The 25,602-nt window shown below is 65.9% G+C and carries 22 protein-coding genes and 1 pseudogene; 12 read left to right on the forward strand and 11 right to left on the reverse strand.

Going from position 1 to position 25,602, the window contains the following annotated elements:
- Positions 1-61: 61 nt before the first annotated feature.
- Positions 62-700 (reverse strand): MBL fold metallo-hydrolase, encoded by a 639-nt coding sequence (locus G6N24_RS00560; protein WP_085159190.1) that lies wholly within the window; start codon positions 698-700, stop codon positions 62-64.
- A 92-nt stretch (positions 701-792) separates the two neighbouring features.
- Between G6N24_RS00560 and purS the strand changes: the two genes are divergently transcribed.
- Both purS and purQ read left to right on the forward strand, forming a co-directional pair.
- Positions 793-1,032: a phosphoribosylformylglycinamidine synthase subunit PurS gene (purS, locus tag G6N24_RS00565; protein ID WP_085159192.1), complete on the forward strand. Its 240-nt coding sequence runs from the start codon at positions 793-795 to the stop codon at positions 1,030-1,032.
- On the forward strand, positions 1,029-1,703 hold the full coding sequence (gene purQ, locus G6N24_RS00570) for a phosphoribosylformylglycinamidine synthase subunit PurQ (protein WP_085159194.1): 675 nt from the start codon (positions 1,029-1,031) through the stop codon (positions 1,701-1,703). Before purS ends, purQ begins: the two co-directional genes overlap by 4 nt.
- 16 nt (positions 1,704-1,719) lie before the next feature.
- On the opposite strand, the gene G6N24_RS00575 is transcribed toward purQ, so the two are convergent.
- From G6N24_RS00575 to G6N24_RS00590, 4 genes and pseudogenes are all read right to left on the reverse strand, one after another.
- Positions 1,720-2,181, reverse strand: coding sequence for a hypothetical protein (locus G6N24_RS00575; RefSeq protein ID WP_085159265.1), 462 nt, complete (start codon positions 2,179-2,181; stop codon positions 1,720-1,722).
- A 99-nt stretch (positions 2,182-2,280) separates the two neighbouring features.
- Positions 2,281-2,981: pseudogene (locus G6N24_RS00580) on the reverse strand (transglutaminase-like domain-containing protein).
- Positions 2,978-3,988: a TIGR03619 family F420-dependent LLM class oxidoreductase gene (locus tag G6N24_RS00585; RefSeq protein ID WP_085159196.1), complete on the reverse strand. Its 1,011-nt coding sequence runs from the start codon at positions 3,986-3,988 to the stop codon at positions 2,978-2,980. The pseudogene G6N24_RS00580 and the gene G6N24_RS00585 overlap by 4 nt, the downstream one beginning before the upstream one ends.
- Positions 3,985-4,794 carry an Rv0792c family HTH-type transcriptional regulator gene (locus tag G6N24_RS00590; protein WP_085159198.1) on the reverse strand — a complete coding sequence of 270 codons (810 nt, stop codon included), beginning with the start codon at positions 4,792-4,794 and terminating at the stop codon, positions 3,985-3,987. The genes G6N24_RS00585 and G6N24_RS00590 overlap by 4 nt, the downstream gene beginning before the upstream one ends.
- A gap of 67 nt (positions 4,795-4,861) precedes the next feature.
- On the opposite strand from G6N24_RS00590, the gene G6N24_RS00595 reads away from it, so the two are divergent.
- Positions 4,862-5,155: a putative quinol monooxygenase gene (locus G6N24_RS00595; protein WP_085159200.1), complete on the forward strand. Its 294-nt coding sequence runs from the start codon at positions 4,862-4,864 to the stop codon at positions 5,153-5,155.
- 367 nt (positions 5,156-5,522) lie between these two features.
- Here the strand turns inward: G6N24_RS00595 and G6N24_RS00600 are convergent, their stop codons facing one another.
- Entirely contained in the window at positions 5,523-6,377 is an 855-nt protein-coding gene (locus G6N24_RS00600; RefSeq protein WP_085159202.1) for a LysR substrate-binding domain-containing protein, read from the reverse strand.
- 377 nt (positions 6,378-6,754) lie between these two features.
- Here G6N24_RS00600 and G6N24_RS00605 point away from each other — a divergent pair, with 377 nt between their 5' ends.
- The 4 genes from G6N24_RS00605 to G6N24_RS00620 are packed head-to-tail and all read left to right on the forward strand — an operon-like array spanning position 6,755 to position 11,565.
- The gene (locus G6N24_RS00605) at positions 6,755-7,636 is read left to right on the forward strand and encodes a peptidyl-alpha-hydroxyglycine alpha-amidating lyase family protein (RefSeq protein ID WP_232070657.1); all 882 of its coding nucleotides are present in this window, start codon (positions 6,755-6,757) and stop codon (positions 7,634-7,636) included.
- A gap of 11 nt (positions 7,637-7,647) precedes the next feature.
- Positions 7,648-8,799, forward strand: a complete 1,152-nt coding sequence (locus G6N24_RS00610; protein ID WP_197743102.1) for an Ldh family oxidoreductase — start codon at positions 7,648-7,650, stop codon at positions 8,797-8,799.
- Complete coding sequence (locus tag G6N24_RS00615; protein ID WP_163745377.1) at positions 8,783-10,078, forward strand: iron-containing alcohol dehydrogenase; 1,296 nt, start codon at positions 8,783-8,785, stop codon at positions 10,076-10,078. The genes G6N24_RS00610 and G6N24_RS00615 overlap by 17 nt, the downstream gene beginning before the upstream one ends.
- Positions 10,075-11,565 (forward strand): NAD-dependent succinate-semialdehyde dehydrogenase, encoded by a 1,491-nt coding sequence (locus G6N24_RS00620; protein ID WP_085159209.1) that lies wholly within the window; start codon positions 10,075-10,077, stop codon positions 11,563-11,565. The genes G6N24_RS00615 and G6N24_RS00620 overlap by 4 nt, the downstream gene beginning before the upstream one ends.
- A gap of 281 nt (positions 11,566-11,846) precedes the next feature.
- On the opposite strand, the gene G6N24_RS00625 is transcribed toward G6N24_RS00620, so the two are convergent.
- The 3 genes from G6N24_RS00625 to G6N24_RS00635 all read right to left on the reverse strand — a co-directional run bounded on the left by G6N24_RS00625 (position 11,847) and on the right by G6N24_RS00635 (position 16,908).
- Positions 11,847-13,121: a PPE family protein gene (locus G6N24_RS00625; RefSeq protein WP_085159211.1), complete on the reverse strand. Its 1,275-nt coding sequence runs from the start codon at positions 13,119-13,121 to the stop codon at positions 11,847-11,849.
- Between the two features lie 457 nt (positions 13,122-13,578).
- Positions 13,579-14,970, reverse strand: coding sequence for an MFS transporter (locus G6N24_RS00630; RefSeq protein WP_085159213.1), 1,392 nt, complete (start codon positions 14,968-14,970; stop codon positions 13,579-13,581).
- 477 nt (positions 14,971-15,447) lie between these two features.
- A complete protein-coding gene (locus G6N24_RS00635; RefSeq protein ID WP_085159215.1) occupies positions 15,448-16,908 on the reverse strand; it encodes a dihydrolipoyl dehydrogenase family protein in 1,461 nt (486 codons plus the stop codon).
- Positions 16,909-17,083: 175 nt separating this feature from the next.
- On the opposite strand from G6N24_RS00635, the gene G6N24_RS00640 reads away from it, so the two are divergent.
- Positions 17,084-18,967 (forward strand): PPE family protein, encoded by a 1,884-nt coding sequence (locus G6N24_RS00640; RefSeq protein ID WP_085159217.1) that lies wholly within the window; start codon positions 17,084-17,086, stop codon positions 18,965-18,967.
- A gap of 118 nt (positions 18,968-19,085) precedes the next feature.
- Here G6N24_RS00640 and G6N24_RS00645 read toward each other — a convergent pair whose 3' ends face one another.
- Both G6N24_RS00645 and G6N24_RS00650 read right to left on the reverse strand, forming a co-directional pair.
- On the reverse strand, positions 19,086-19,883 hold the full coding sequence (locus G6N24_RS00645; protein WP_085159219.1) for a family 1 encapsulin nanocompartment shell protein: 798 nt from the start codon (positions 19,881-19,883) through the stop codon (positions 19,086-19,088).
- Complete coding sequence (locus tag G6N24_RS00650) at positions 19,880-20,899, reverse strand: Dyp-type peroxidase (protein ID WP_085159221.1); 1,020 nt, start codon at positions 20,897-20,899, stop codon at positions 19,880-19,882. Before G6N24_RS00650 ends, G6N24_RS00645 begins: the two co-directional genes overlap by 4 nt.
- A gap of 44 nt (positions 20,900-20,943) precedes the next feature.
- Between G6N24_RS00650 and G6N24_RS00655 the strand changes: the two genes are divergently transcribed.
- The 4 genes from G6N24_RS00655 (at position 20,944) to G6N24_RS00670 (ending at position 25,572) form a co-directional block, all read left to right on the forward strand.
- On the forward strand, positions 20,944-22,212 hold the full coding sequence (locus tag G6N24_RS00655) for a M18 family aminopeptidase (protein ID WP_085159222.1): 1,269 nt from the start codon (positions 20,944-20,946) through the stop codon (positions 22,210-22,212).
- Between the two features lie 11 nt (positions 22,213-22,223).
- Positions 22,224-22,571 (forward strand): VOC family protein, encoded by a 348-nt coding sequence (locus tag G6N24_RS00660; protein WP_085159224.1) that lies wholly within the window; start codon positions 22,224-22,226, stop codon positions 22,569-22,571.
- Between the two features lie 113 nt (positions 22,572-22,684).
- The gene (purL, locus tag G6N24_RS00665) at positions 22,685-24,946 is read left to right on the forward strand and encodes a phosphoribosylformylglycinamidine synthase subunit PurL (RefSeq protein WP_139822329.1); all 2,262 of its coding nucleotides are present in this window, start codon (positions 22,685-22,687) and stop codon (positions 24,944-24,946) included.
- Positions 24,943-25,572, forward strand: a complete 630-nt coding sequence (locus G6N24_RS00670) for an Rv0804 family intramembrane glutamic endopeptidase (protein ID WP_139822330.1) — start codon at positions 24,943-24,945, stop codon at positions 25,570-25,572. Before purL ends, G6N24_RS00670 begins: the two co-directional genes overlap by 4 nt.
- The last annotated feature ends 30 nt before the right edge of the window (positions 25,573-25,602 follow it).

The raw sequence follows: 25,602 nt of genomic DNA on the forward strand, positions 1-25,602 counted from the left end.
CCGAGCAGACGCAAAAGCCCCTCATTTCGGCACGAAATGGGGGCTTTTGCGTCTGCTCGCCCTAGAAGGTGACCGCGGTTTCTTCGGGCAACACCTGGAAGTCGGTGTTGGTCATCTCGGTGAGCCGGCCGTAGTAGATGCCCCGTGCGTCGGGAGCGATGATCCCCTGGTGGATGGGCACCGCGCGGGCCGGTGCCACCGCCCGCAGATAGTCGACGGCCTCGGAGATCTTCATCCACGGGGCCGCCGCCGGGGTGGCCAATACGTCCACCGGTTCGTCGGGAACGAACAATGCATCGCCGGGATGCATGAACCGGGCGGGATGCTCACCGTCGCCCACCAGATACGAGATGTTGTCTATCACAGGAATTTCCGGGTGGATCACCGCGTGGCGGCCACCGACCCCACGGATGGTCAGCCCCCCGACTCGCAGCTGGTCGCCGACCCGCACCGCCTGACAAGGCGTGCCCAGCTGCTCGGCGGTCTGCGGATCGGCGTACAGCGCGGCGTCAGGGTTCCCCTCGAGCAGCGCCGGCAGTTTGGAGACGTCGACGTGGTCGGGGTGCTGGTGGGTGATCACGATCGCGGACAGGCCGGTGAGCCCCTCGAACCCGTGCGCGAAGGTCCCCGGATCAAAAAGCAGGCTGGTGTCGCCGAACTCGGCGAGCAGGCAGGAATGGCCGAAATGCGTCAGTTGCATGCCTACGATTGTGCCCCGATGAGCCGGCGCGGCACCGATCGCCGGTAGAGTTGGCGCGGACCCCTTGCGATCAGATCTGAGGAGGAGCGCCGGTGGCCCGGGTGGTCGTGCACGTGATGCCCAAAGCGGAGATCCTCGACCCGCAGGGTCAGGCGATCGTCGGCGCCCTGGGCCGGCTCGGACATACCGGCGTCTCAGATGTCCGTCAAGGCAAGAGGTTTGAGCTAGAGGTCGACGATACGGTCGACGACTCCACGCTCGCTGAAATCGCGGAATCGTTGCTGGCGAACACGGTGATCGAGGACTGGACGATAAGTCGGGACCCGCGGTGACGGCCCGCATCGGCGTCATCACCTTTCCCGGGACGCTTGACGACGTCGATGCCGCGCGCGCGGCGCGCCGCGTCGGCGCCGAGGCGGTCGGTCTGTGGCACGCCGACGCCGACCTCAAGGGGGTCGACGCGGTGGTGGTACCCGGAGGGTTTTCCTACGGCGATTACCTGCGCGCCGGCGCGATCGCCAGGTTCGCCCCGGTGATGGCCGAAGTGGTCGACGCCGCGGCCCGCGGCCTGCCGGTTTTGGGGATTTGCAACGGTTTTCAGGTGCTGTGTGAGGCCGGGCTGCTGCCCGGCGCACTGACCCGCAACGCGGGTTTGCACTTCGTCTGCCGCGATGTGTGGCTGCGGGTGGCGTCGACCTCGACGGCGTGGACGTCGCGTTTCAAGCCCGACGCCGATCTGCTGGTGCCGCTGAAGTCGGGCGAGGGCCGCTACGTGGCGCCGGAGGAGGTGCTTGACGAGCTGGAGGGCGAGGGCCGGGTGGTGTTCCGCTACCACGACAACCCCAACGGCTCGCTGCGTGACATCGCCGGGATCAGCTCCGCCAACGGCCGCGTCGTCGGGCTGATGCCACATCCCGAGCACGCCATCGAAGCGCTAACCGGTCCCTCCGACGACGGGCTTGGCCTGTTCTATTCGGCCCTGGACGCCCTCATGGCGGCTTGAGCTGCGCGTCGGGAGTTCAGCAGGCGTCTCGCAGCAACGGCATCGACGCCGCCTCGGGAACCGGGGTCAGCGCACCGAATAGGTCGATCGCGGCGGCCAGGGTGCGGTCGACGAAGCCGGCGAAGTCGTCGAAGCGGACGAGACCTCCGATCGACTGGGACTTGCTCGCGATCACACCAATGCGCTGCGGGTCGGAGGACTCGTGCACGATCGCGCTGACCGCGGAATTGCGCCGGTTCCACGTCTTAGCGAACTGCGTCAGTCGGGCGCGGTCGGCGACGGGGAAGAAGCACGCGGGGGTGACCCGAAGCGTGAAGACATCCGGGTGCACGCGGCAGATCTCGAGGTGGACATGTAGCCGCCGGGGACCGGCGTTTGCCAGGAAGAAGTATTCGCCGTCGTGCTGGCCGCGGAAGTACCGGCGCCCACGCGCGCGCAGGTAGCGATCGATCAGGTTCTCCGACACCGGCTCCGTCATGAGGCCCATGCTGAGCCTGGTCGCTGTGCGGATCCTTGGAACACCGGAAAGCGGCCGCGAATAATCCGTTGAGAATTTGCTGAATGCCGGGCGGCGCGCTCATGCCACCGACATGCGTGCCACCGATTCCAGCGGGGGACCGGCCCACAGTTCGTCATCGGCGGCTACCGCGCTGTGAATCTCGGAGACTGCAAGGCCCGCAGGACCGAATGGGCGATGCGCTCGTACCATTGCGCCACGGCGGCGGGATAGTCGGCGTAGCTGCCGTTCTCGCGCACGATGGGTCCTTCGACCGTCCGGATGGGGGTGACGCCGTCGAAAACCTGCCGGTAGGGCTTGCCCAACTGGGCGGCGGTGGGCGCGTCGATGGTGGCGTCCAGCTTGACCCATCGCTGACCCAGATAGGCCTCGCCCAGCGAGTGCCACGGCAGTGGCCTGCCTTTTCTACCTCCCCACAACGCACGCACTTGCGGGGAGAGAAACTCCTTGTCCGGGCAGTCCAGCGTCTGGAACGCGATGCGGGCCGGCACACCCGCGGCGCGGCACAGGGCAACGAACACGCTCGCCTTGCCCATGCAGAAGGCGACGCCGTGTTGGAGCACGTCGCTCGCGCGGTGTCGTCCCTGCGCGAGGTAGCGAAACGACGCCAGGACGTCGTAGGGCAGGTCGCGAACGTAGTAGTAGATGCGCCCGGCCCGCTCGATGTCCGATGTGGCGCCGCGCACCAGGTTTTCCGTCGTCGAACGAACGAGTCGATGGTCCGCATCGAGATAGTCGGTGGGCGCCAAGTATTGCATCATGTCGACGGCTTGATCAGGGGAATGATGTCGCGACCGACAATATGCAGGAATTCGGATTGCACGAGGTGCGGAATTGTGAAGAGAAAATGATCGACGCCGCAGTCCTGGTACTCGCGTATGCGCTCCATGCATTTGTCGGGGGATCCGGTGATTAGCCCTGGGGATGGAATGGACGCGAATTCCGCCCGAACTCGGGCTTCGTCTGCGGGGGAGTGGGTGGGGGCAAGCAGGACCGTCACCGACAGTCGCAAGCTGTCGGGATCCCGCCCGAACGACTCGCACGCCTGGGACAGAAAGCCCCGACGTTGGGTCACCTGCCGGGGCGACCACCACCGCACGTTGAGGCCCTGCGCGGACTTGGCGGCGATGCGCGCAACGCGGTCGCCTTCCCCGCCGATCCATAACGGTGGATGTGGGCGCTGGACCGGTGGCGGATCGCAGACCGCGCCGTCCAAGGTGTAGAACCGACCGGCATACACCGGGTTCGGCTCGGTCCACACGGCCCGAATCACCTGAAGAGACTCGTCAAGCGCGGAGACTCTATCGCGCACCGGCGGGAACGGAATGCCGTAGGCATCGAACTCGCGCTCGAACCAGCCGGCGCCCAAGCCCAGATCCAGACGTCCCTCGGAAATGACGTCCAGGGTGGCGGCCATCTTCGCCAGCACCGAAGGGTGGCGATAGGAGTTGCACAGCACACTGGTGCCGAGCCGCAGCCGGGTGGTATCACGGGCCAGGGCCGCCAATGCCGTCCAGCACTCCAGCAGCGGCAGCGACCTGGGTCGTGCGTCCCCGTCCCGCTCGCCTGCTTCGGCGGCGATGCCGGCATCTTTCGCATAGTCATCGGCGCTTATCGTGAGGAAATGGTCGCAGAGCCACACGGAATCGAATCCGTATTTCTCCGCGGTCTGCGAAATGGCGACCATATCGCGATAGGTGCTCACCGCCAGGCCTTTAACCGTCAGCGCCAATATGAGCCCGATGTGGGCGCTCTGATCGGGGTTCATGTGAAATCTCGCTTCTCGATAATTCCGGCGCCCGGTTCGGGCATTGTTCGGGGCAATGTGACGGCAAACCGGTACCACTCCGGGCGGTAGTGGAACACCACGACCTCGATCGGCTTGTCGTCGGCGGTGTAGCTGGTCCGCTCGAGCACCAACACGGGTGAGCCGACCGCCAGCCCCAACGCGTCCGCCACTTCGGGAGGTGCGCCCGCCGCCTGGATTTCGTGGGTGGCCCGGGCAATGCGAACATCCAATCGCTGCTCCCACATCGTGTAGGTGGTTTCGGTGCTGGGTCCCGCGGACAGCAACGGTTCGACAGCCTCGCCCAACCCGGTCGGAAGGTAGGCAGTGACCAGGGCCAGGGGTTGATCGCCGTCCCGAAAACGCCGGCGAATACACAGGACTTCCGGCAACCGGAGCGCCTCGGCGATCCGTCGCGGCGCGGGGCCGGTGCGATGCGACAGCACGTCCACCTGCGGGGTGACGCCCGAGCCCAACAACACCTCGGTGATCGTGCGCACGCCGGAGGCCAGTTCCTGTTTCACCGGGTCGGCCACGAAAGTGCCCAGGCCTTGCCGGCGGACCAGCCACCCCTGGCGCTCGAGAAGCCCGACCGCGGCGCGCACCGTCACCCGGCTCAAACCGGAGCGCTCGATCAACTCCCGCTCGCTGGGCAGACGCCCGCCGTGCGGCAGCCGCTGTTGCACGATCTGCGCCTTCAGCGCCTCGGCAAGCTGGGCGCTCGCGGGCACGCTGCCGCGCGATATCCGCAGATCGGCCGCGCCCAGATCCAGCTTGACAGTCGTCATAAGATGTATTAAAACGTCTTAGACTATATACGTCAAACGTCGCTGCTCGCAACGGAGGTGGCCATCCATGTCGATCGCCGTCATCGCCCGGTTTACGCCGCACCCCGAATCCCGGGATGCCGTGCGCACTGTCCTGCACGGAATGACCGCCCCAACGCGTGCCGAAGACGGGTGCCGCACCTATGACCTCTACGAGGCCGACGACCGAGGTGAGTTTGTGGTCTTCGAGCGGTATCGCGATCGCGATGCACTTGACGCACACCGCGCTTCGCCGCACTACGTGAACTACCGGGCACGGCTCGACGGTTTGCTCACGAAGCCGGTCGACGTGACTGTGCTGACCGCAATAGACGAAGGGTAGGTGTTGACGCCGTCGCCGCCCAGCGTGGATACGGTTCCGACAGGTTGACCCGGGGCCCTAATCCCCGTCGTCCAGGTCGCCGCGGCTGCCTCGGCCTACCTAATCGCCACTCCGATCCCGGTCAAGTTCGTGGGCACATCGGCAAAAGCCTCTGGTGCGGCAGTCAAAAAAGACGACATTTCAGCTCCCGTCGCCTCGATCCCGAACCCGGAACAATGGTTCGGTGGCCACGAAAATACGCGCGAGGAATTGGATCTCCAGCGGTTCGGCGAGGTTAATCGGGCGGCTCCTGCTCAACCGCGGCCTACCAAAAGGCCACCGCACATCGCTACGCGACCGCGGCCCGAGTTGGAGCCGAAAACCTCAATTATTTTCGCACACGTTCTAGCATGTCGCGCAACGATTCGCTAACTGTTGATCGCGTCGCTGGATCGATTCCACCGCGGCTTCGGACGAACACCGAGACGCGGCTCGCCGAGGGCAGGCCCTCGGCGAATCGCACACCGCCCGGCAACTGGCCGAGCTGCAGGAGCAGTGCAACCCCCAGCCCGGAGCGTATCGCCGCGTACAGCCCCGCCAGATTGGCACATTCGGCGACCACTTGATAGGAAACACCCGCCTTATCGAGCGCCGCGAACGTCGGCTCGCGAAAGGTGCAGGGCTCGGCGAAAACCACCAGCGGCAGCGGTTGGCCGACCGGCGCTTGGAAGGTTGTGGATGCCAGCCACGACAGCTCGACGACTCCCGATGCGTTGGCGCTATCCAACCCGGACCCGTCCAGCATGACCGCCACGTCGAGCAGCCCCCGCTCGATCGAATCGGCAAGCGACACATTCCGGTCCAGCCGGAAACGCACCCGGCGATCGGGCAGCCGTTCACGCAGCGCGGCGGTGAGTCCCGGGATGAGCACGTCAGCACCGTGCTCCGTGGCGCCGATGGCCAGGGTTTGCTCATCGGCAGCACCGAGTTCCTCCAGGGCCCTGTCGTGGGCCGCCAAAATAGTGCGTGCGTGCCGCAGCGTCTGCTGGCCAAGTTCGGTGAACACCAGCCCGCGCCCTGACCTCTCTACCGCCGGCCCGCCGATGGCCTGTTCGACCTTGCGCAAGTGCTGGCTGACGGTTGATTGGGTCAGATGCAGAACCGCCGCTGCACGGTGCACTCCGCCGTAGTCGGCCACAGCTACCAAGCTGCGGAGCGGAACGATGTCCAGCACCTGCGTCACGCCAACATGGCACCATAAACAATTCCGTAACGCAATCGATCACGGGTGGCTCGGTCACTTATACCCTACCGAATAGCAATGACCGTTCGATTTACGCGATCAGATGTGATCGGAAACAATCGTTGGACAGCTTTAATTACCCGCCGTTAGATTAACGCAACATGAGCCAGCGAAGTGCGCCGCGGCGGCCAGGCGGCATGCCTACGGCGCGCACAATTGCGCTGGGAATTGCGTTTGCGTGGTTATGCCTGACTCCGTTCACGACGGCCGTTCGGGCCTCGGCGGATGCTCCCACCAATTCACTGCCTAATCCATACCGCACGATCAAGGATTGGGGTACGTTACCGGGCGGCCGCAAATGGGGCTCGACCAGCGCGGTGGCCATCGCGCCGGACGGCACGACGGTGTGGGTAGCCGAGCGGTGCGGGGAGACCCGCGCGCCTGCGCAGATCGAGCTCGGCGCGCCATTCGGGTGTGCGGGGTCGCCACTGGATCCGATCCTGAAGTTCGACACCGACGGGAAGTTCTTGGGAAGCTTCGGCGCAGGGTTGATCGTGTTTCCGCACGGTATCTACGTCGATCGGGAGGGCAATGTCTGGGTCGTCGACGGGTTGTGCTACGGCGGCAAAGGGCAGCAGGTGTTGAAGTTCAGTCCAGACGGCCAGTTGTTGCTGACGCTGGGCAAGGCTGGCAAGCCAGGCGATGGCGTGAACGAATTCAATTCACCCTCCGCCGTTGTCGCAGCACCCAACGGCGACATCTTCGTCGCCGATGGACATGGCGGAGACACCAACGCGCGCATCGTCAAGTTCGACAAGACCGGCAACTTCATCAAGCAGTGGGGGCACAAGGGCACTGGCCCCGGCGAGTTCGACACACCGCACACCATCGCTATGGATTCGGCCGGGAGGCTGTTCGTCGGGGACCGCAATAACAACCGCATCCAGATTTTTGATCAGGACGGGCGATTCCTTGACCAGTGGACGCAGTTCAGCCGGCCAAGTGGTATCTACATCACCGGCGACGTCATTTACGTCGCCGACTCCGAGTCGGAGTCGTTGGCCCCGAATCACAACGGCTGGAAACGCGGCATCCGTGTGGGAAGTGTCATCGACGGCTCGGTGTGGGCGTTGATCCCCGACCCGGTCGACTACAGCGACAACACCAGCGGAGCCGAGGGACTCGCCGCAGATGCGGCCGGCAACATCTTCGGCGCCGAGGTCGGTCAGCATCGGATGATGAAGTACATCAAGGGATAGTGGCGGTAACCATGACCGCCGGCGACGACATGAACCGTCCCAAGCATGCCACTACCGTAAGCGAAACACGTTGCGCACCTAAGGAATCCATTGCGGCGATGACGCCAGCGACCGATTTCCGCATGGTCTCGGCCGATAGCCTACAAGCCCTCATCGTCGACGTGCTCACGGCTTACGGGGCGCGCGAAGTCGACGCACATGTGCAAGCCCAAAACCTTGTCGAGGCAGACCTCCGCGACCAACATTCCCACGGACTCCGGCGGCTGGAGGTCCTCGTCGGCCGCATCCGCTACGGCGTACTCCTACCCAGGGCTCAACCTCGCCAGGAATGGAAGACCGCGGCCGTCCTACGGGTGGACGGTAACCGGGGATTCGGGCCCGTGGTGGCATTCTCCGCCGTGCAGGCGATCCTTGACCGGGCCGCCACGACGGGGGTCGCGCTCGCGTCGATCAGCAACGCCAACCACCTGGGCATGCTTGCGCCCTACGTCGAAAAGATGGCGGAGGCAGGAATGGTGGGAATCGCTCTCACCACAAGCGAAGCGCTCGTCCATGCATGGTGCGGGGCCACCGCGATGGTCGGGACGAACCCGATCGCCATTGCCGCGCCGACCGGCCCTGACAGTGAGCCCCTGGTACTTGACATGTCGACCAGCTCGGTGTCGATGGGCAAGATCCTGTCGTATGCGCAACGCGGGGAACCGATTCCACTCGGATGGGCGGTCGGGCCCTTGGGGCAACCCACGACGAACGCGAGCTTAGCGGCGCGCGCCGGCGCGATCTCGCCATTCGGCGGTGCCAAGGGATATGCGCTCGGCATCACCGTCGAAGCTGTGGTGGCGGCACTAACCGGTACCGCACTGGGACGCGATATCCGCGGAACTCTCGACGAGACCTCCCCCTGCAACAAGGGCGACCTCCTTATCTGCATCTCCCCGCACGTCCTTGGGCTGTCTCACCTGCTTCCCCAGATCGCCGACTACCTCGAGCAGGTACGCGCTTCCGGGGTCAGCGGAGACCCGGTGAGGGTGCCCGGCGATAGGGCCAGGACCTGCCGTCAGCACCGCCTCAAGTATGGGATTCCGCTTCACCAGAGCGCATGGACCGCAGCGCTGGCAATGCGTGACCAAGCAAGGAGCCACCGTGATGGACACTGCTGCTAACCCTCAATCGGCCACCACACCCGAAATCGGTCTACTGCGCGCCCCCCACGAAGTCTTGTTTGGAGCAGGTGCGCGTCATGCGCTCGGACGCGTGCTTTCGGGCATGGGAAGCCGAGCGTTCGTGTGCACTGATCCGGTGATCGCCGGGACCCTCGCTTTCGCCGAGGCAATCTCGGAAATCCGCGACTGCGGCATCGAGGTGGCGGTCTTCGCAGCAACCGAACCTGAACTGCCCCTGGGCAATGTCACTGTCGCCGTCGATACCGCGCGTACCGTCTTCCCGGACGCCGTCGTCGGGTTCGGCGGCGGCAGTGCCCTCGACCTAGCCAAACTCGTGGCACTCGGGTTGGTCACTAATGCGCCGCTGGCCGACTTCTACGGCGAAAACTGCATTCCCTCAAAGGTTCTGCCGGTCATTGCAGTGCCCACCACCGCGGGCACAGGTTCCGAAGTGACCCCGGTCGCCGTGCTCACCGACCCGTCGAGAAACTCGAAGGTCGGTATCTCCAGCCCGTATCTGGTCCCGGTCGCCGCTGTCGTCGATCCGGAACTGACCCTGACCTGCCCGCCCGCGGTAACAGCCTTCTCGGGAATCGATGCGTTAACCCACGCCATCGAGTCCTATTCGGCGCGCACACACACGCTCAACTTGTCGCATCCTCTTCCAGTCTTCGTGGGAGCAAACCGGCTGAGCGCTGCATTCGGTTTGGAAGCTGCCGGCGCGCTCGCGCGCAATATTGTCACGGCAGTGACCCAGGGTCGCGATCTTGGCGCGCGTACCGCCATGGCGTACGGGTCGATGCTTGCCGGGCTGGCGTTTGCGACCGCGGGGACACACCTGTCCCACGCCATCCAATACCCGGTCGGCGATGCCACGCATACCCCCCACGGCCTGGGAGTAGGGCTGTTGCTGCCCTATGTAATGGAGGCCTGCCTGCCTACGGCGGTCGGACAGTTCGCCCGCATCGGCGAGGCGATGGGAGTGACCGAGAGCGGCACGGGCACCGACGGTGCCGCGGTCGCGGCCATTCGATTTGTGGTCACGCTGCGACACCGCATCGGCGTCCCGCACACCTTGTCCCGGATCGGACTCAGCCGCCGTGACCTGCCCCGCATTATCGAGCAGGCAGCGGCGGTCGGCCGACTTGTCAGCAACGCTCCGGGTGCAGATCCCCGCCAACTGATCGCCCCCGTCGTCGAACGCGCCTTTGCCGGCACCAGCGATATCTTCTCCAACAGCGACGAAATCGGAAGCGACGAAATCGGAGCCCCCGCATGACCACGTTGCAGGACGTCGACCGTGCCGATAAAGACCGAGAATCGAGAGCCATCCCGGACGCGCTGTTCACCGAGCTGTACATCGCCGGCCAATGGCGCCCGCCGGGAAGCAGCGAAAGAATCGAGGTCCACAATCCCGCCACCGGGTCGCTCATTGCTACGGTCGCCAACGCCACCGTGGCCGACTGTGAGGCCGCCGTTGCCGCAGCCGCCGACGCGGCCGCATCCTGGGCGGCGAGGCCGCCGCGGCACCGCTCCGAGATACTGCGCCGCGCCTGGGAGATCATGGTTGCCGAACGGGCGAGCCTGGCCGCACTGATCACCACCGAGAACGGTAAGTCGTATGCGGACGCGCAAGCCGAAATAGACTACGCCGCCGAGTTTTTCCGATGGTTTGCCGAGGAGGCCGTGCGCATCGGTGGCGACTACCGACTGTCCCCTGAGGGCGACAAGCGAATTGTGGTCAGTCGTGAACCCATCGGAGTAGCCGTCCTGGTGACGCCGTGGAACTTTCCGGCGGCGATGGCCACTCGCAAGCTCGCGCCCGCTCTGGCCGCAGGATGCACCGCGGTGGTCAAGCCCGCGACAGAAACCCCGCTCACCGCGGGGGCGATCGTCGACATTCTGGCCCGTGCCGGCGTCCCGGCCGGAGTGGTCAACTACGTCACGCCTAGGCCCGCAGGGCCCGCGGTCAGGGCCATGTTGCACCACCCGGCGGTACGCAAACTGTCGTTCACCGGCTCCACCGAGGTCGGCAGGCTCCTGCTCCACGAAGCGGCCGATAACATCGTGAGCGCGTCGATGGAACTCGGCGGAAACGCGCCGTTCCTAGTGCTCGAGTCAGCAGACATTGGCGCGGCTGTCGCGGGTGCCATGGTGGCCAAGATGCGCAATGGTGGTTGCGCGTGCACCGCGGCCAATCGGTTCTATGTCCACCGCTCGCTGGCTGACGCGTTCACCCGGGACTTTGCCGAGGCGATGCGCGCCACCACGATGGGTCCCGGCCTCGATCCCGCCAACGCCCTGGGCGCACTGATCTCCGACGCCGAGCGCAACAAGGTTGCCGCCGTCGTGGCGCGCGCGGTCGATGAAGGGGCCATCGCCCTTGTTGGTGGGCACCCACCTTCGGGACCGGGCGCGTTCTACCCGCCGACCGTTCTCGCGGGTGTGCATCCGGACGCCGCGATCACCCAGCGCGAGATTTTCGGGCCGGTGGCCCCGATCATCGTTTTCGATACCGAGGATGAGGCCGTCGACTGGGCCAACCGAACTCAGATGGGGCTCGTCGGATATGTCTACGGTGACGCATGCAGTGCCATGCGGGTCGCGCACCGCCTGCAGGCCGGTATGGTCGCCGTCAACAAGGGCGTCCTGAGCGACCCAGCCGCGCCCTTCGGTGGCATCAAACAAAGCGGACTCGGCAGAGAGGGCGGCTCGGAGGGAATCGAGGAGTACCTGGAGGAGAAATATATCGCCGTCGACTTCTGATCCGGTGGACGCTTCTGCCGCGGAAAGTATCGGCGGGCGCCGCGACCGAGAGCTGACTCGGTTCGGCCTCTGAGCGTATGGTCTTGGACTTCTTGGTCTCCCGTCCGGTCTTCGGCTTGGATGGGCCGCGCGTGTGAGGCGGATACCGTCTTTGGAGGGCCGCTGCAGCGGCGGCCAGCATTCCGGCGGTCACCCTCGGTAACGTGTGTCGTGCCCGTTCCCTGCTGTGCGGGTCGCAACGGCCCGCGTTGGGCTGCTGTCTGTCGTCGCGGCAGTCGTCGTCAGTCCTCGATTCCCGGAAGGACGATTATGGTGGCTGCGCTAGGGTCGGCCTCGGCGGCCACGCCACCCAACGAGCTGGCCGCACGACCTGCTCCCGGGCCGAACGCCGAAGTGGCCACGGTGCGCCCCGCCAGGCTGGAAAGGGCCATTTGGCTGAACACGCCGGCCTCGCCTGACATGGTTGCGGCCGGGGCGGCCGCAAAGTTGGTGTGGAGCAGCGAAGCGAGTGTTTTCAGCGTTGGGGCAGCTGTTGTCCAGCTCTGCGGTACCGACAAACTTCCCACCAAGGCGGCACGGCCCAAACCCCCCGAAACCGGCGCTCCGCCGACAGCCGAGGACGCGAGGTTTGCGCCCAATGAGCCTGCGATCGGCGCCAGCCCTCCCCCGATGGGTTTAGCGGGAGTGAAGAAGCTTTGCAGCCCCTGCGCATTCTGGGCACTGGTGTAAAACAACCCGGTGTAAAAGAACGCGGCGCTGGGAAGGACCGTCAGCTGTATCGAATAGGGCCCGGTAAGCGCACCGAGGATCCTGTTCCAGTTCGATACGTTGGTTGCAAGCTGCGGTGGCAACGCCGGCAGGTTGAATACGGGCAACAATGTTGCGGCCGGTGAGGTGGTCGCTGTTGCCATGCCTTGCAGCGCGTTTGGTATCACTGAGATCACCTGAGCCAGCTGCGTCGTCACGTCCGAGGTGGCCGCGCCGCCGGCGGCTTGACCCACCGCGGCCGATTGGGCGCCCACCGCCGAGGGATTCGTGGTCTGGGGCGGTTCGGTGAACGGTGTCAGCTGCGACGCTGCCGCCGACGAACCGGCGTAGGCGTACATCGCGGCGGCGTCTTGGGCCCACATCTGCGTGTACTGGGCCTCGGTTTCCGCGATGGCGGGAGCCTTCTGCCCAAAAATGTTGGTGGCGATCAACGACAGCAACAACGCGCGATTGGCCGCGATCACCGGTGGCGGGACCGTGCCCGCATATGCCGTTTCGTAGGCTTGCGCGGCTACCTTGGCCCGGGTGGCCGCCTGCTCAGCCTGTGCAGCGGTGGCGCTGATCCACGCCACATACGGAGCGGCCGCAGCCGCCATTGTGACCGACGACGGGCCCGTCCATGGCCCGGCGGTCAGTTGCTGAATCGTCGAACCATACGCGGCGGCCGTAGCGTGTAAGCCCGCGGCCAACGCGTCCCAGGCCGCGGCCGCGGCCAGCAATGGGCCCGAACCCGGCCCCAGGTACATTCGTCCCGAGTTGATTTCCGGCGGTAGCGACCCGAAGTCCATATTGGCTACCTCCGGTCCCCTTGCTGGCCGTGATGGTAATCAGTGCCTAGTTTAAGTGCCGCATGCAATTCGGACTGGTCTTTATCCGACTGACCAAAATATCCGAATATCTTCGGTGCCATTGATTCCGTACAGTGAACAATTGGTTAGGGGAGCGCGTAATTGGGCTCGGCCCGTTTGGTGACACAGGGTCGGGTAACTTTTGTCGTCTGAGCGAGTCGATCTTCGGATTCGACCGGGCTGTTCATACCCCGGGGCAGGATGGCGGCGGCCGTCAGAGACCCGATAATAGCGACCCGATCGATCCAACGGCCGACGTCAAGGGCTCCTCGCTACGGGCAGCCGCCGCCTGGACGCGTTGACGCTCATCTGCGAGCCGCCGTCGAGGACCGCGTCAACGTGAAGTCCGACGTGTTCGTCACATGGTGACGTCGTTCCCGCGGGATCATTCATCCGCCTATCTAGCTGCCCACTGGTCGAGGGGAGGTTCAATTGGGGCGGAATGGCTTTGGGCATCGGCAAAGTCGATGGCAGCCAGGTCCACGCCCTTGGTCTCGCGGGTGAGCAGGGCGGCCACGGCGCTGACCGTTACGGTAGCCGCCAGATACCAGGCGATGGGGACCCAGGATTTGTAGGTCTCCAGCAAGCGGACGGCGACAATGGGAGCTACCGACCCGCTCACGATTGAGGTGGCCTGGTAACTAAGGGAAACCCCGGAATAACGGATCCGGGTGGGAAACATCTCCGCCATCACCGCCGACAGGGGCGCAAACATGAGGCCATGGAACACCAAGCCAATGATGAAGGCCGACATGATGAATGCGTTGCGGCCGCTGTTCATCATCGGAAACGCGACGAAACCCCAGGTTCCGGCTGTTGCTGTGCCGACGAGATAGATTGCGCGCCTGCCGAATCGGTCGGCGAGATGTCCCGCCAAAGGAATGACCGCGACGTGCGCGACGTGTGCGGCTAGCAGCCACCACAGTATCGCCACCGTGTTGGCGTGCAGCACTTTCAGATACGTGATCGAAAAGGTGACCACCAGGAAGTACATCGTGTTTTCACCGAAACGCAATCCCATGCCGGTGAAAACGGCTCGTGGGTAATGCTTTAACGCTTCGACAAGGCCGAGCGAGATAGCTTTGGAGTGCTTGGCTTGTTCTTGAGCCTCGACGAAGATCGGCGCATCCGTGACCTTGGTGCGAATGTAATAGCCGATCACAACGAAGATCGCCGACAACCAGAACGCCACCCGCCAGCCCCAGCTGAGAAACGCTGCATCCGGCAGCGTTGAGGTGAGCAACAGCAGCGCCGCCGTGGCCACAAGGTTTCCGCCGGGCACACCGGCTTGCGGCCAGCTTGTCCAAAAGCCACGGCTCGCGTTAGGGCTATGCTCGGCGACGAGCAGAACGGCGCCGCCCCACTCGCCGCCGATCGCGAAGCCCTGAATGAAGCGCAACACCACCAGCAAAGCCGGCGCCCAGTACCCGATCTGGGCGAAGGTAGGCAGGCAACCCATGAGAATAGTGGCGCCGCCCACCATCAGGAGGCTGAGCTGTAGCAGTATCTTGCGTCCGTACCGATCCCCGAGTTGGCCGAAAACGACGCCTCCGAGTGGTCGGGCGAGGAAGCCGACGGCGTAAGTCGCGAACGCTGCAACAACGCCGTCAAGGTCGTTGCCGCCCTGCGCGAAGAACACCTTGCTGAACACCAGTGTTGCCGCGGTGGCGTAGAGGGAGAATTCGTACCACTCCACGACAGTGCCGGCCATGGACGCGACGACAACTTGATGCAGGTATGACTGCCCCCGGGTCAAGAGCCCAGGTCGCAAGCCGTTGCCCACACTCATCGGCCGTTCCCTTCGAATCACTCAAATGCGGCTGGAAGTTCAGCCATCCCACTGCGGGGCGCGCCTGCGGGTAACGGTGGCCTGTGGGTAGGCACTTCAAAGATCAAAGCGAGCCGGCGTGGTGGAGCGGCACCGCGAGCGCTTTCTCCCGCGAACCCCCAAGGTGGTTAGATCATCACCAAGAGCTACCGCAGCTGTCCAACGATTGTTGCTAATCAAAACTGATCGTCGTGGCCGATCGGTTTCACTGGACGGTCGACTCGAGCCATGCTGCTGCGGCCGAAGCTGTCGATGACGAAGCGGGGCACCGCCACAAGGATTGGGTCGTCGTCGGACGCAAGAGACCGTTCGACCAGTCATGGCTGGGATGGTGTTGACGCTGGCGGGCGCGCAAACGCTGAGCAGGGCCAAGCGCCTCGGCGGCCAGCTCCGCCAGCTCGAGTGCTTTACCAAGCGGCAGCCGAGTGCTCCAATTCGCTAGACGACTGCAAAAAACGAATCCCGGTAGGCCTCAAGGAGTCTTAGCCACAGCTCGCTGACCGTCGGAAAGCACGGCACGGCGTGCCACAACCGGTCGATGGGAACCTGGCCGGCGACGGCGATGGTCGCCGAATGCAGCAACTCGGTGACCCCGGGCCCGACCAAGGTCACACCGAGCAGATGGCCGCGATCGACGTCGACGACCATGCGCGCCCGTCCGGTGTAGCCGTCGGCGACGAGCTTGGCCCCCATGACGACGTCGCCGATTTCGACGTCGATTATCTTGATCCGGTGCCCGGCCGCTGCCGCTTGCTCGGCAGTCAAACCCACCGCGGCGGCCTCGGGGTCGGTGAAGAAAGCCTGCGGCACCGCGTGATGGTCGGCGGTGGTCGCGTGCGGGCCCCACGACGCGGTGTCCACCGGCTTTCCCGCGGCGCGGGCGCCGATGGCCGCACCGGCAATGCGCGCCTGGTACTTGCCCTGGTGGGTCAGCAGCGCGCGATGGTTGACGTCGCCGGCCGCGTAAAGCCAACCCTCCTCGACCGCCCGCACTCGGCAGGTGTCGTCGACATCTAGCCAGCTACCCGGCGTCAAGCCGACGGTCTCCAAGCCGATGTGGTCGGTGAGGGGTTTTCGGCCGGTGGCAAAGAGTATTTCATCGACCTCGAGATCGTTGCCGTCGCTCAATGTGAGGACCACGGGGCAATAGGGGTAAGCCCGGCTGAGTTCGCGGACTGACACACCCGTGCGTACGTCCACGCCCGCGTCGGCGAGTCCGCGACCGACAAGCTCGCCCACAAAGGGCTCCATCCGGGGCAGCAGGTGAGATCCTCTAGCCAGCAAGGTCACCTTTGAGCCCAATCCTTGCCAGGCCGTTGCCATTTCGACGCCCACGCCGCCGGCCCCGACGACGGCAAGCCGGTTCGGGACGTCGCTGCTGTCGGTGGCTTCGCGGTTGGTCCACGGCCGGGCTTCGGCGAGGCCGGGCAAGTCGGGAAGCGCGGGCCGGCTTCCTGTGCAGACGACAACCGCATGCCGGACGGTCAGCACCACCTCCCTGCTGCTGGGTGTGGTGACGACAACTCGTCGCGGACCGTCCAACCGTCCATGTCCGCGTATCAGGCTCGCGCCGATGCCATCCAGCCAGTCGGCCTGGGCGGTGTCGTCCCAGTCGCTCACGTAGCGGTCGCGCCGGCCAAATACCCCGACGCTGTCGATCGCACCGTTGACGGCATCGCGTGCCCCGTCCACCCGGCGGGCATCCGAGATAGCTATGACCGGACGCAGCAGCGCCTTGCTGGGCACACAGGCCCAGTAGGAACATTCGCCGCCCACAAGTTCACGCTCGACCACCGCTACGGTCAGCCCCGCGGCCCGGGCCCGGTCCGCCACATTCTGTCCGACCGGCCCCGCGCCCAGCACCACGACGTCGTACTGTTCCTGTTGGTCCGTTGCCATGTCGAAGATCCTATCGGGTCGCGCGGCGACGGCGCCGCGGCTACGGACTGCCGCCAAATCACCACTGGTGCAAAAGGATTACCGATTTGCCCACAATCCGGCCGCCGCACTTGTTAGGTTGAGCGCAGCCACCGCGCGAGTGGTTGCTGCGGTGGGGGCGAGTCGAGGAGTCGTAATGCCGGCACATTTCGCATTGCTGCCGCCCGAAATCAATTCGGCCCTGATGTTCACCGGTGCGGGGTCGGGACCGTTGCTGCAGGCGGCCGCGGCCTGGGAGGGGTTGGCCGCCGACCTGGGTTCGGCGGCGTCCTCGTTTGGCGCCGTGACTTCGGGGTTGGCGAGCCAGGCATGGCAGGGCCCCGCGGCGGCGGCGATGACGGCCGCGGCCGCACCGTATGCGGGCTGGCTGGATGCCGCGGCGGCGCGAGCCGCGGGGGCGGCCGGACAGGCCCAGGCAGTCGTCGCGGTGTTCGAGGCGGCGCGGGCGGCGACGGTCCAGCCGATAGCCGTGGCGGCCAACCGTTCTCAGGTGGTGCGGTTGGTGTTGTCGAACCTGTTCGGTCAGAACGCGCCGGCCATCGCGGCCATGGAGGGCGCCTACCAGGAAATGTGGGCTCAGGACGTCGCGGCGATGCTCGGCTACCACGCCGGTGCCTCGGCTGCGGCCGCGCAGTTGGCGCCGTGGCAGCAGTCCCTGCAAAGCCTGCGGGGCCAGGTGTTCAGCGCGCTGGGCCTGCAAAACCTGGGCATCGGCAACATCGGCAACGACAACGTCGGCAACGGAAATCACGGCGACGCCAACGTGGGCAACGGGAACCTCGGAAACTCCAACGCCGGCAGCGGCAACACCGGCAGCGGCAACGTCGGCGGTGGTAACGCCGGCAACTCCAACGTGGGCGGCGGAAACCGCGGCAACTCCAACGTGGGCGGCGGAAACCACGGCGAGATGAACGTGGGCGGCGGCAACTCCGGCCAGAACAATTGGGGCTTCGGCAACGAGGGGAATGGGAACGTCGGCGGCGGCAACCACGGTGACGGAAACATTGGCTTCGGAAACGTGGGTCCCACCAACATCAACGGCAACTTCAACATCGGCAGCGGAAATATCGGCAACTTCAACAGAGGTTTAGCGAACAATGGCGATTCTAACTGGGGCTTCGCCAACACCGGTAATGGCAACATCGGCTTCGGTAACACCGGCAACGGGAACATCGGATTCGGCCTTACCGGCAATAATCAGATCGGCATCGGTCACCTGAACACCGGCAGCGGGAACATCGGGTTTGGCAATTCGGGTAGCGGAAACATCGGCTTCTTCAACTCCGGCACCAACAATGTGGGCATCTTCAACTCGGGCTTTGCCAACACCGGCTACGCGAACGCGGGCACGAACAATACCGGTTTGTGGAACACGGGTGGCACCAACACGGGCTTCTGGAACACGGGCCTGGAGGCCACCGGCTTCGGAAACACCTCCAGTGAAGTCACCGGTGCTTTCAACTCCGGTCGCTACTCGACGGGCTTCTTCAACTCCGCCGATCAAGCGACGGGCATGTTCAATTCGGGCCGGGTGTCCACCGGCTTCTTCAATTCGGGCGAGGCCAACACCGGCTTCTCCAACGCCGGTCATACGAACACCGGGTGGGGGAACTCCGGCGACATCAACACCGGCTTCTTTAACTCCGGCGACCTGAACACCGGCATCGGGAGCACGGTCAATGGCCCCGGCCCCAGCTCGGGCTTCGGGAATACGGGCACCGGGACCTCGGGCTTCTTCAACTCGGGCGACAACGCCTCGGGCTTGGCCAACGCGGGCGACGGTAGCTCGGGCGTCCGTAACTCCGGTCCCGACAATTCGGGCATGGCCAACCTGGGCTTCGCGGGCTCGGGTTTCATGAACTCCAGTGATCGGGGATCCGGCTTCTTCAACAACGTCAACAATGGCGTGGGCTTCCAAAACTCCGGCTTCTTCAACACCGGCATCCGTAACTCGGGCGTCGGCAACGTAAGCGTCTTTCCCGGCACCCATAGCGGGCATTCCGGCTTCTTCCATCGCTGACGTAACCTGCCGAGGAGACGCAAAGGCTCGCGAAACGCCTGGTGGATAGGAACTTCTGCGTCTTCTGGCCGTTGATTGACCCCATCCACGGCACACGCTCGCCGGCATCTAGCTCCCTTCAGGCGCTGAGGGCGACCGACGCCTCGGAGGTGTAGCACAGGAACGTCAGCGTCTCCTGCAGATAGAGCTGCACGGTGTCGGCGTCATGGCCGAGGTAACCGATGGCCACGTCGGTACCCAGCTGCAGGTCGAAGTCACCGCCACGGGTGGTCAGCACAAAAGCACCGTCGATGGCGGGCGCCCAGATGATGTCCCCATCGACGAGCCGGTTCAGGTGCTCGCGGATCGGATAGCCGTGTTCGGTGGTCTCACTGACCTTGGTGTAGACGTCGGCCGCCAGCAGCACCGAATACGGGCCATCGACGCCGGCCAGCCGTAGTTCGGACAACGCCTGCGAGATGACATCGGGGATTTCGCGGGGATCGTCCGGCAGCGTCAACGCCGGGTTCGAGCTGGCGCTTCGGATGCCCTCGATCGAGGCGGCCGAATAGCCCTCGAAGATGGCGCGGTCCTCGACGAACGCCAGCTTCTTGGCCGCGTTCTTGACGGGTTCCCAGTCGGAGTCCTTGGAACCGCGCTCGACGTTGTCGATCTCGTGACGTGACAGGGTGAACGGAACCCGCAGCCGGACAAGGGGTTTGCTTGCGCGCAGGTGGGCCACCACACCGTCGGTGGGTGCCTGCGCGTCGATCAGCCGCCCGGTGCCGACGGCCGCGACGACGGGTCCACCGGGCTCACTGACGTCGACCACCCGGCGCCCGGCGATATGGCGTTTGAACGTGCGAGTGGCCTCCAATTCGATTTCCGTCCAGGCGGTTTCGGTCACCGGTGCCAGATCGCGATACAGGTTATTCATCGAGAGGTTCCTTTCAGACTGCCGATTCCGAGTGATCCGTCGTCGGAAGCACGATCGTCCACGGGAGCCGCAGGATCGGGCAGCGGTGGCGGATCGTCGAGGAAATCGACGGTAGGGCAAAAGAACAATCCACCGGTGACTGCGGTGGAAAAGTCAAGGACACGGTCGGTGTTGCCGGGCGGATCGCCCAGAAACATGTTGCGCAGCATGTGCTCGGTGACCGCGGGCGTGCGCGAATAGCCAATGAAGTACGTGCCGTACTCGCGCTTGCCGACCTGGCCGAACGGCATGTTGTGCCGCACGATCTTGCGCTCGGCGCCGGCGTCGTCCGTGATGACGTTGAGCGCGATGTGGGAGTTGGACGGCTTGACGTCGTCGTCGAGTTCGATGTCCTCCAGCTTGGTGCGGCCGATCACGCGTTCCTGCTCGGTGACCGACAGCGATTCCCACGCGGCCATGTCGTGCAGGTACTTCTGCACGTGCACATAGCACGAGCCCGCGAACGCCGGATCCTCGTCGCCGATCGCGGTGGCGCCGACGGCCGCCGGCCCACCCGGATTCTCGGTGCCGTCGACGAAACCCAGCAGGTCGCGGTTGTCGAAAAACCGGAATCCATGCACCTCGTCGACCACGGTGACCGCGCCGGCCATCGACTTGAGAATCCGGCCGCCCAGCTCGAAGCAGACGTCGATGGTCTCGGCGCGGATGTGGAACAACAGGTCGCCCGGCGTGGCCGGCGCGACGTGGCGCGGGCCCGATAGCTCGACGAACGGATGCAGCTCGGCGGGCCGGGGTCCGGCGAACAACCGGTCCCAGGCGTCCGAGCCGATCGAAGCGACCACCGACAGGCGTTTCGCCGGGTCGCGGAAGCCGATCGCGCGCACCAGCCCCGATAGGTCCGGCAGCGCGTCGTGCACGGTCGACTCGCCACCGTCGTCGATCGTGGCCACCAGGAAGATCGCGGCCGGCGTCAACGGCGCCAGAATCGGCTGCGGCGAAGCGGCGGGCACAGGCATGACCCTAACGTCTCTGGAATCGCGGTGATGCTAAACATGCGTACATGACGGCTACGGCACCGGGCCTGTGCGAATTCATCGATGCGTCCCCGTCGCCGTTTCATGTGTGCGCCACGGTGGCCCGACGGCTGCTTGCTGCGGGATACACGGAGCTGAGCGAAGCCGACCGCTGGCCCAACCAACCGGGTCGATACTTCACCGTCCGCGCCGGCTCACTGGTGGCCTGGAACTCCGGGGGCCATGTCGGGGCGTTTCGTATCGTCGGCGCGCATACCGACAGCCCGAACCTCCGGGTCAAGCAGCATCCCGACCGGCTGACCGCCGGCTGGCGGGTGGTGGCGCTGCAGCCGTACGGCGGAGCGTGGCTCAACTCCTGGTTGGACCGCGATCTGGGCGTCAGCGGGCGATTAGCGGTGCGCGCGGAATCTGACGGCGCCGGGGTCCACCATCGCCTCGTCCGGATAGACGAGCCGCTCCTGCGAGTGCCGCAGCTGGCCATCCATCTGGCCGAGGACCGCAAATCGCTGACGCTGGATCCGCAACGACACGTCAACGCGGTCTGGGGGGTCGGTCAGGAAGCGGGTTCCTTTATCGGCTACGTCGCGCAGCGCGCCGGAGTGGCCGAAGCCGACGTGCTGGCCGCCGACCTGATGACCCACGACCTGACCCCGTCGGCGGTGATCGGCGCCGGCAGCAGCCTGCTGAGCGCGCCGCGCCTGGACAATCAGGCGAGTTGCTACGCGGGCATGGAAGCCCTGCTGGCCGCCCAGCCACGCGACTACCTGCCGGTGCTAGTCCTCTTCGACCACGAGGAGGTCGGCTCGGCCTCCGACCACGGCGCACAGTCGAACCTGCTGGCCACCGTGCTGGAGCGCATCGTGCTCGCAACCGGCGGCGGCCGAGAAGACTTCCTGCGGCTGCTGCCCGCGTCGCTGCTGGCGTCCGCCGACATGGCGCACGCCACCCATCCCAACTATCCCGAGCGGCACGAGCCCGGCCATCCGATCGAGGTGAACGGGGGCCCGGTGCTCAAGGTGCACCCGAACCTGCGTTACGCGACCGACGGGCGCACCGCGGCGGCGTTCGCGCTGGCCTGCCGGCAGGCCGGCGTGGAGCTGCAGCGCTACGAGCATCGCGCCGACCTGCCGTGCGGGTCGACGATCGGGCCGCTGGCCGCGGCGCGCACCGGCATCCCCACCGTCGACGTCGGAGCCCCTCAACTTGCCATGCACTCCGCGCGCGAGCTGATGGGCGCCAACGACGTGGCCGCCTATTCGGCGGCGCTGCACGCGTTTCTGTCGCCGGAGGCATAGGGTCTGGCGGTATGACGCTCAACGTGGAGATGGTCACGTTCGACTGCAGCGACCCGGCGACGCTGGCCGGCTGGTGGGCCGAGCAGTTCGGGGGCACGACCCACGAGCTGCTCCCCGGGGAGTTCATCGCGGTGGCCCGGTCGGAAGGGCCCCGGCTCGGCTTTCAGAGGGTGCCCGAGCCCACCCCCGGCAAGAACCGGGTGCACCTGGATTTCCGGGCCGCGGACGTAGACGCCGAGGTGTCGCGGCTGACGGCGGCCGGTGCCACCGAGGTTGAGCGGCATCGGTTCGGCGAGAACTTACGCTGGGTGGTGCTGGCCGACCCCGAGGGCAACGTGTTCTGCGTAGTGGGTCGGTAATTGGCCCGTGCGCACCAACGCGGCCGCGCGGATTTACGGCCTAGACTGCTTGCGTGCCGTCTCCGCCCGCTCAGACGCCGCGCGTCACGCCTGCGCTGGACACCCTGGTCACCCTGGACACCGTTGTACATGCCGCCACCACCCCCGACCATCCGCAACCGTTTCACGAATTGGGCCTCAAAGACGAGGAATACCAGCGGATTCGCGACATCCTGGGCCGCCGGCCAACCGACACCGAACTGGCGATGTACTCGGTGATGTGGAGCGAGCACTGTTCGTACAAGTCCTCCAAGGTGCACCTGCGCTACTTCGGTGAGACCACCACCGACGAGATGCGCGCCGGCATGCTGGCCGGAATCGGCGAGAACGCCGGCGTCGTCGACATCGGCGACGGTTGGGCCGTCACCTTCAAGGTGGAGTCGCACAACCATCCGTCCTATGTCGAGCCCTACCAGGGCGCGGCCACCGGAGTCGGCGGGATCGTGCGCGACATCATGGCGATGGGCGCGCGACCGGTGGCCGTGATGGACCAGCTGCGGTTCGGCGCCGCCGACGCCCCCGACACCCGTCGCGTGCTCGACGGCGTGGTCCGCGGAATCGGAGGCTACGGCAACTCGCTGGGCCTGCCCAACATCGGCGGGGAGACCGTCTTCGACGCGTGCTACGCCGGCAATCCGTTGGTCAACGCGTTGTGCGTGGGCGTGTTGCGCCAGGAGGACCTGCATTTGGCGTTCGCCTCGGGCGTCGGCAACAAGATCGTCCTGTTCGGCGCGCGCACCGGGCTGGACGGCATCGGCGGGGTGTCGGTGCTGGCGTCCGACACCTTCGATGCCACCGGATCCCGCAAGAAGCTGCCCTCGGTCCAGGTCGGCGACCCGTTCATGGAGAAGGTGCTCATCGAGTGCTGCCTGGAGCTCTACGCCGGCGGGCTGGTGATCGGCATCCAGGACCTGGGTGGAGCCGGATTAGCTTGCGCTACATCGGAATTGGCTTCCGCTGGGGACGGTGGCATGGCGATCCGCCTGGACACCGTACCGCTGCGGGCCAAGGAGATGACGCCCGCCGAGGTGCTGTGCAGCGAGTCGCAGGAACGCATGTGTGCGGTGGTCGCCCCGCAGAACGTGGATGCCTTCATGGCGGTGTGCCGCAAATGGGAGGTGCTGGCCACCGTGATCGGCGAGGTGACCGACGGCGACCGATTGCGGATCACCTGGCAGGGCGAGACGGTCGTCGACGTGCCACCGCGCACCGTGGCCCACGAGGGCCCGGTGTACCGGCGTCCGGTCGCCCGACCCGAATCGCAGGATGCCCTGAACGCGGACGGCTCGAACAAACTGCCGCGGCCGGTCACCGGCGACGAGCTGCGCGCGACTTTGCTTGCGCTGCTGGGCAGCCCGCACCTGTGCAGCCGCGCGTTCATCACCGAGCAATACGACCGGTATGTGCGCGGCAACACCGTGCTGGCCGAGCACGCCGACGGCGGCATGCTGCGCGTCGACGAGTCCACCGGCCGCGGTATCGCGCTGTCGACCGACGCGTCCGGACGCTACACCCTGCTGGATCCCTACGCCGGGGCTCAACTCGCGCTGGCCGAGGCGTACCGCAACGTCGCCGTCACCGGCGCCACCCCGGTCGCGGTGACCAACTGCCTCAACTTCGGCTCGCCCGAGGACCCCGCCGTGATGTGGCAGTTCGCGCAGGCGGTGCGCGGCCTGGCCGATGGCTGTGCGGCCCTGGGGATTCCGGTGACCGGCGGCAACGTCAGCTTCTACAACCAAACCGGGTCGGCCGCGATCCACCCCACGCCGGTGGTCGGTGTGCTCGGCGTGATAGATGACGTCGCCCGGCGCATTCCCACGTCCTTCGGTACCGAGCCGGGCGAAACCTTGATGTTGTTGGGGGACACGCGCGACGAATTCGACGGTTCGGTCTGGGCGCAGGTGACCGCCGACCATCTGGGCGGGCTGCCCCCGGCGGTCGACCTGGTGCGGGAGCAGTTGCTGGCCGACGTGCTGAGCTCGGCGTCGCGCGACGGGCTGGTGTCGGCGGCGCACGACCTGTCCGAAGGTGGGCTGGCCCAGGCCATTGTGGAGTCGGCGCTGGCGGGTGAAATCGGTTGCCGCATAGTGCTTCCCGAGGGTGCCGATCCGTTCGTGCTGCTGTTCTCGGAGTCCGCGGGCCGGGTGTTGGTCGCCGTGCCGCGCACCGAAGAGAGCCGGTTCCGATCGATGTGCGAAGCACGCGGATTGCCGGCGGTCCGGATCGGCGTCGTCGATCAGGGCTCGGACTCGATCGAGGTTCAGGGCCTGTTCACGGTATCCCTGGCCGAGCTGCGCGCGACGTCCGAGGCGGTGCTGCCGCGATACTTCGGATAAGTCGGTTGAGGGCGGTGTCGTTGGCCGCCGCGCTGGTTGGTTGGAGCTTTGCCGGTCCGCGCCTGCCGGTGACGTGGCGGATAGCGCTGCAGGCCGGCGGCGGCGGGTTGCTGGTGGCCGCGACGCGCGCGCCGTTGGGGCTGCATCCGCCGCGGTTGTGGGCGGGGTTGCGGATGGGGTCGGCGGCCGGGGTCGCGGCGATGACTGTGATCGCGGCCACCACATCGGTGTCCGAAGTGCGGACGGCGATGGCCAGCCGGGTGTTGCCGCAGTCGGTGCTTGGGTGGCTGGCCTTGCAGATACCCGTCGGCACGGTCTGGGGCGAAGAGGCCGCGTTTCGCGCGGCGCTGGCCACCGCCGGTGCCGAGGCGTTCGGTCGGTCCGGCGGAAGATTGCTGCAGGCCACCGCCTTTGGCCTGTCCCACATCGCGGACGCCCGCGCGACGGGTGCGCCGCTGCTGCCCACCGTGCTAGTCACCGGCATTGCCGGCTGGTTATTCGGTTGGTTGGCGCAGCGTTCCGACAGCCTCGCCGCGCCGATGCTGGCGCATCTTGCCGTCAACGAGGCCGGCGCGGTGGCCGCGTTGGCCATCCAGCGCGGCTATACTCGTGGGTCCGCGTCTTGAATCGACAATCCGACAAACATGGGAAGGGTG

The sequence above is a fragment of the Mycobacterium lacus genome, from assembly GCF_010731535.1.
Lineage (GTDB): Bacteria > Actinomycetota > Actinomycetes > Mycobacteriales > Mycobacteriaceae > Mycobacterium > Mycobacterium lacus.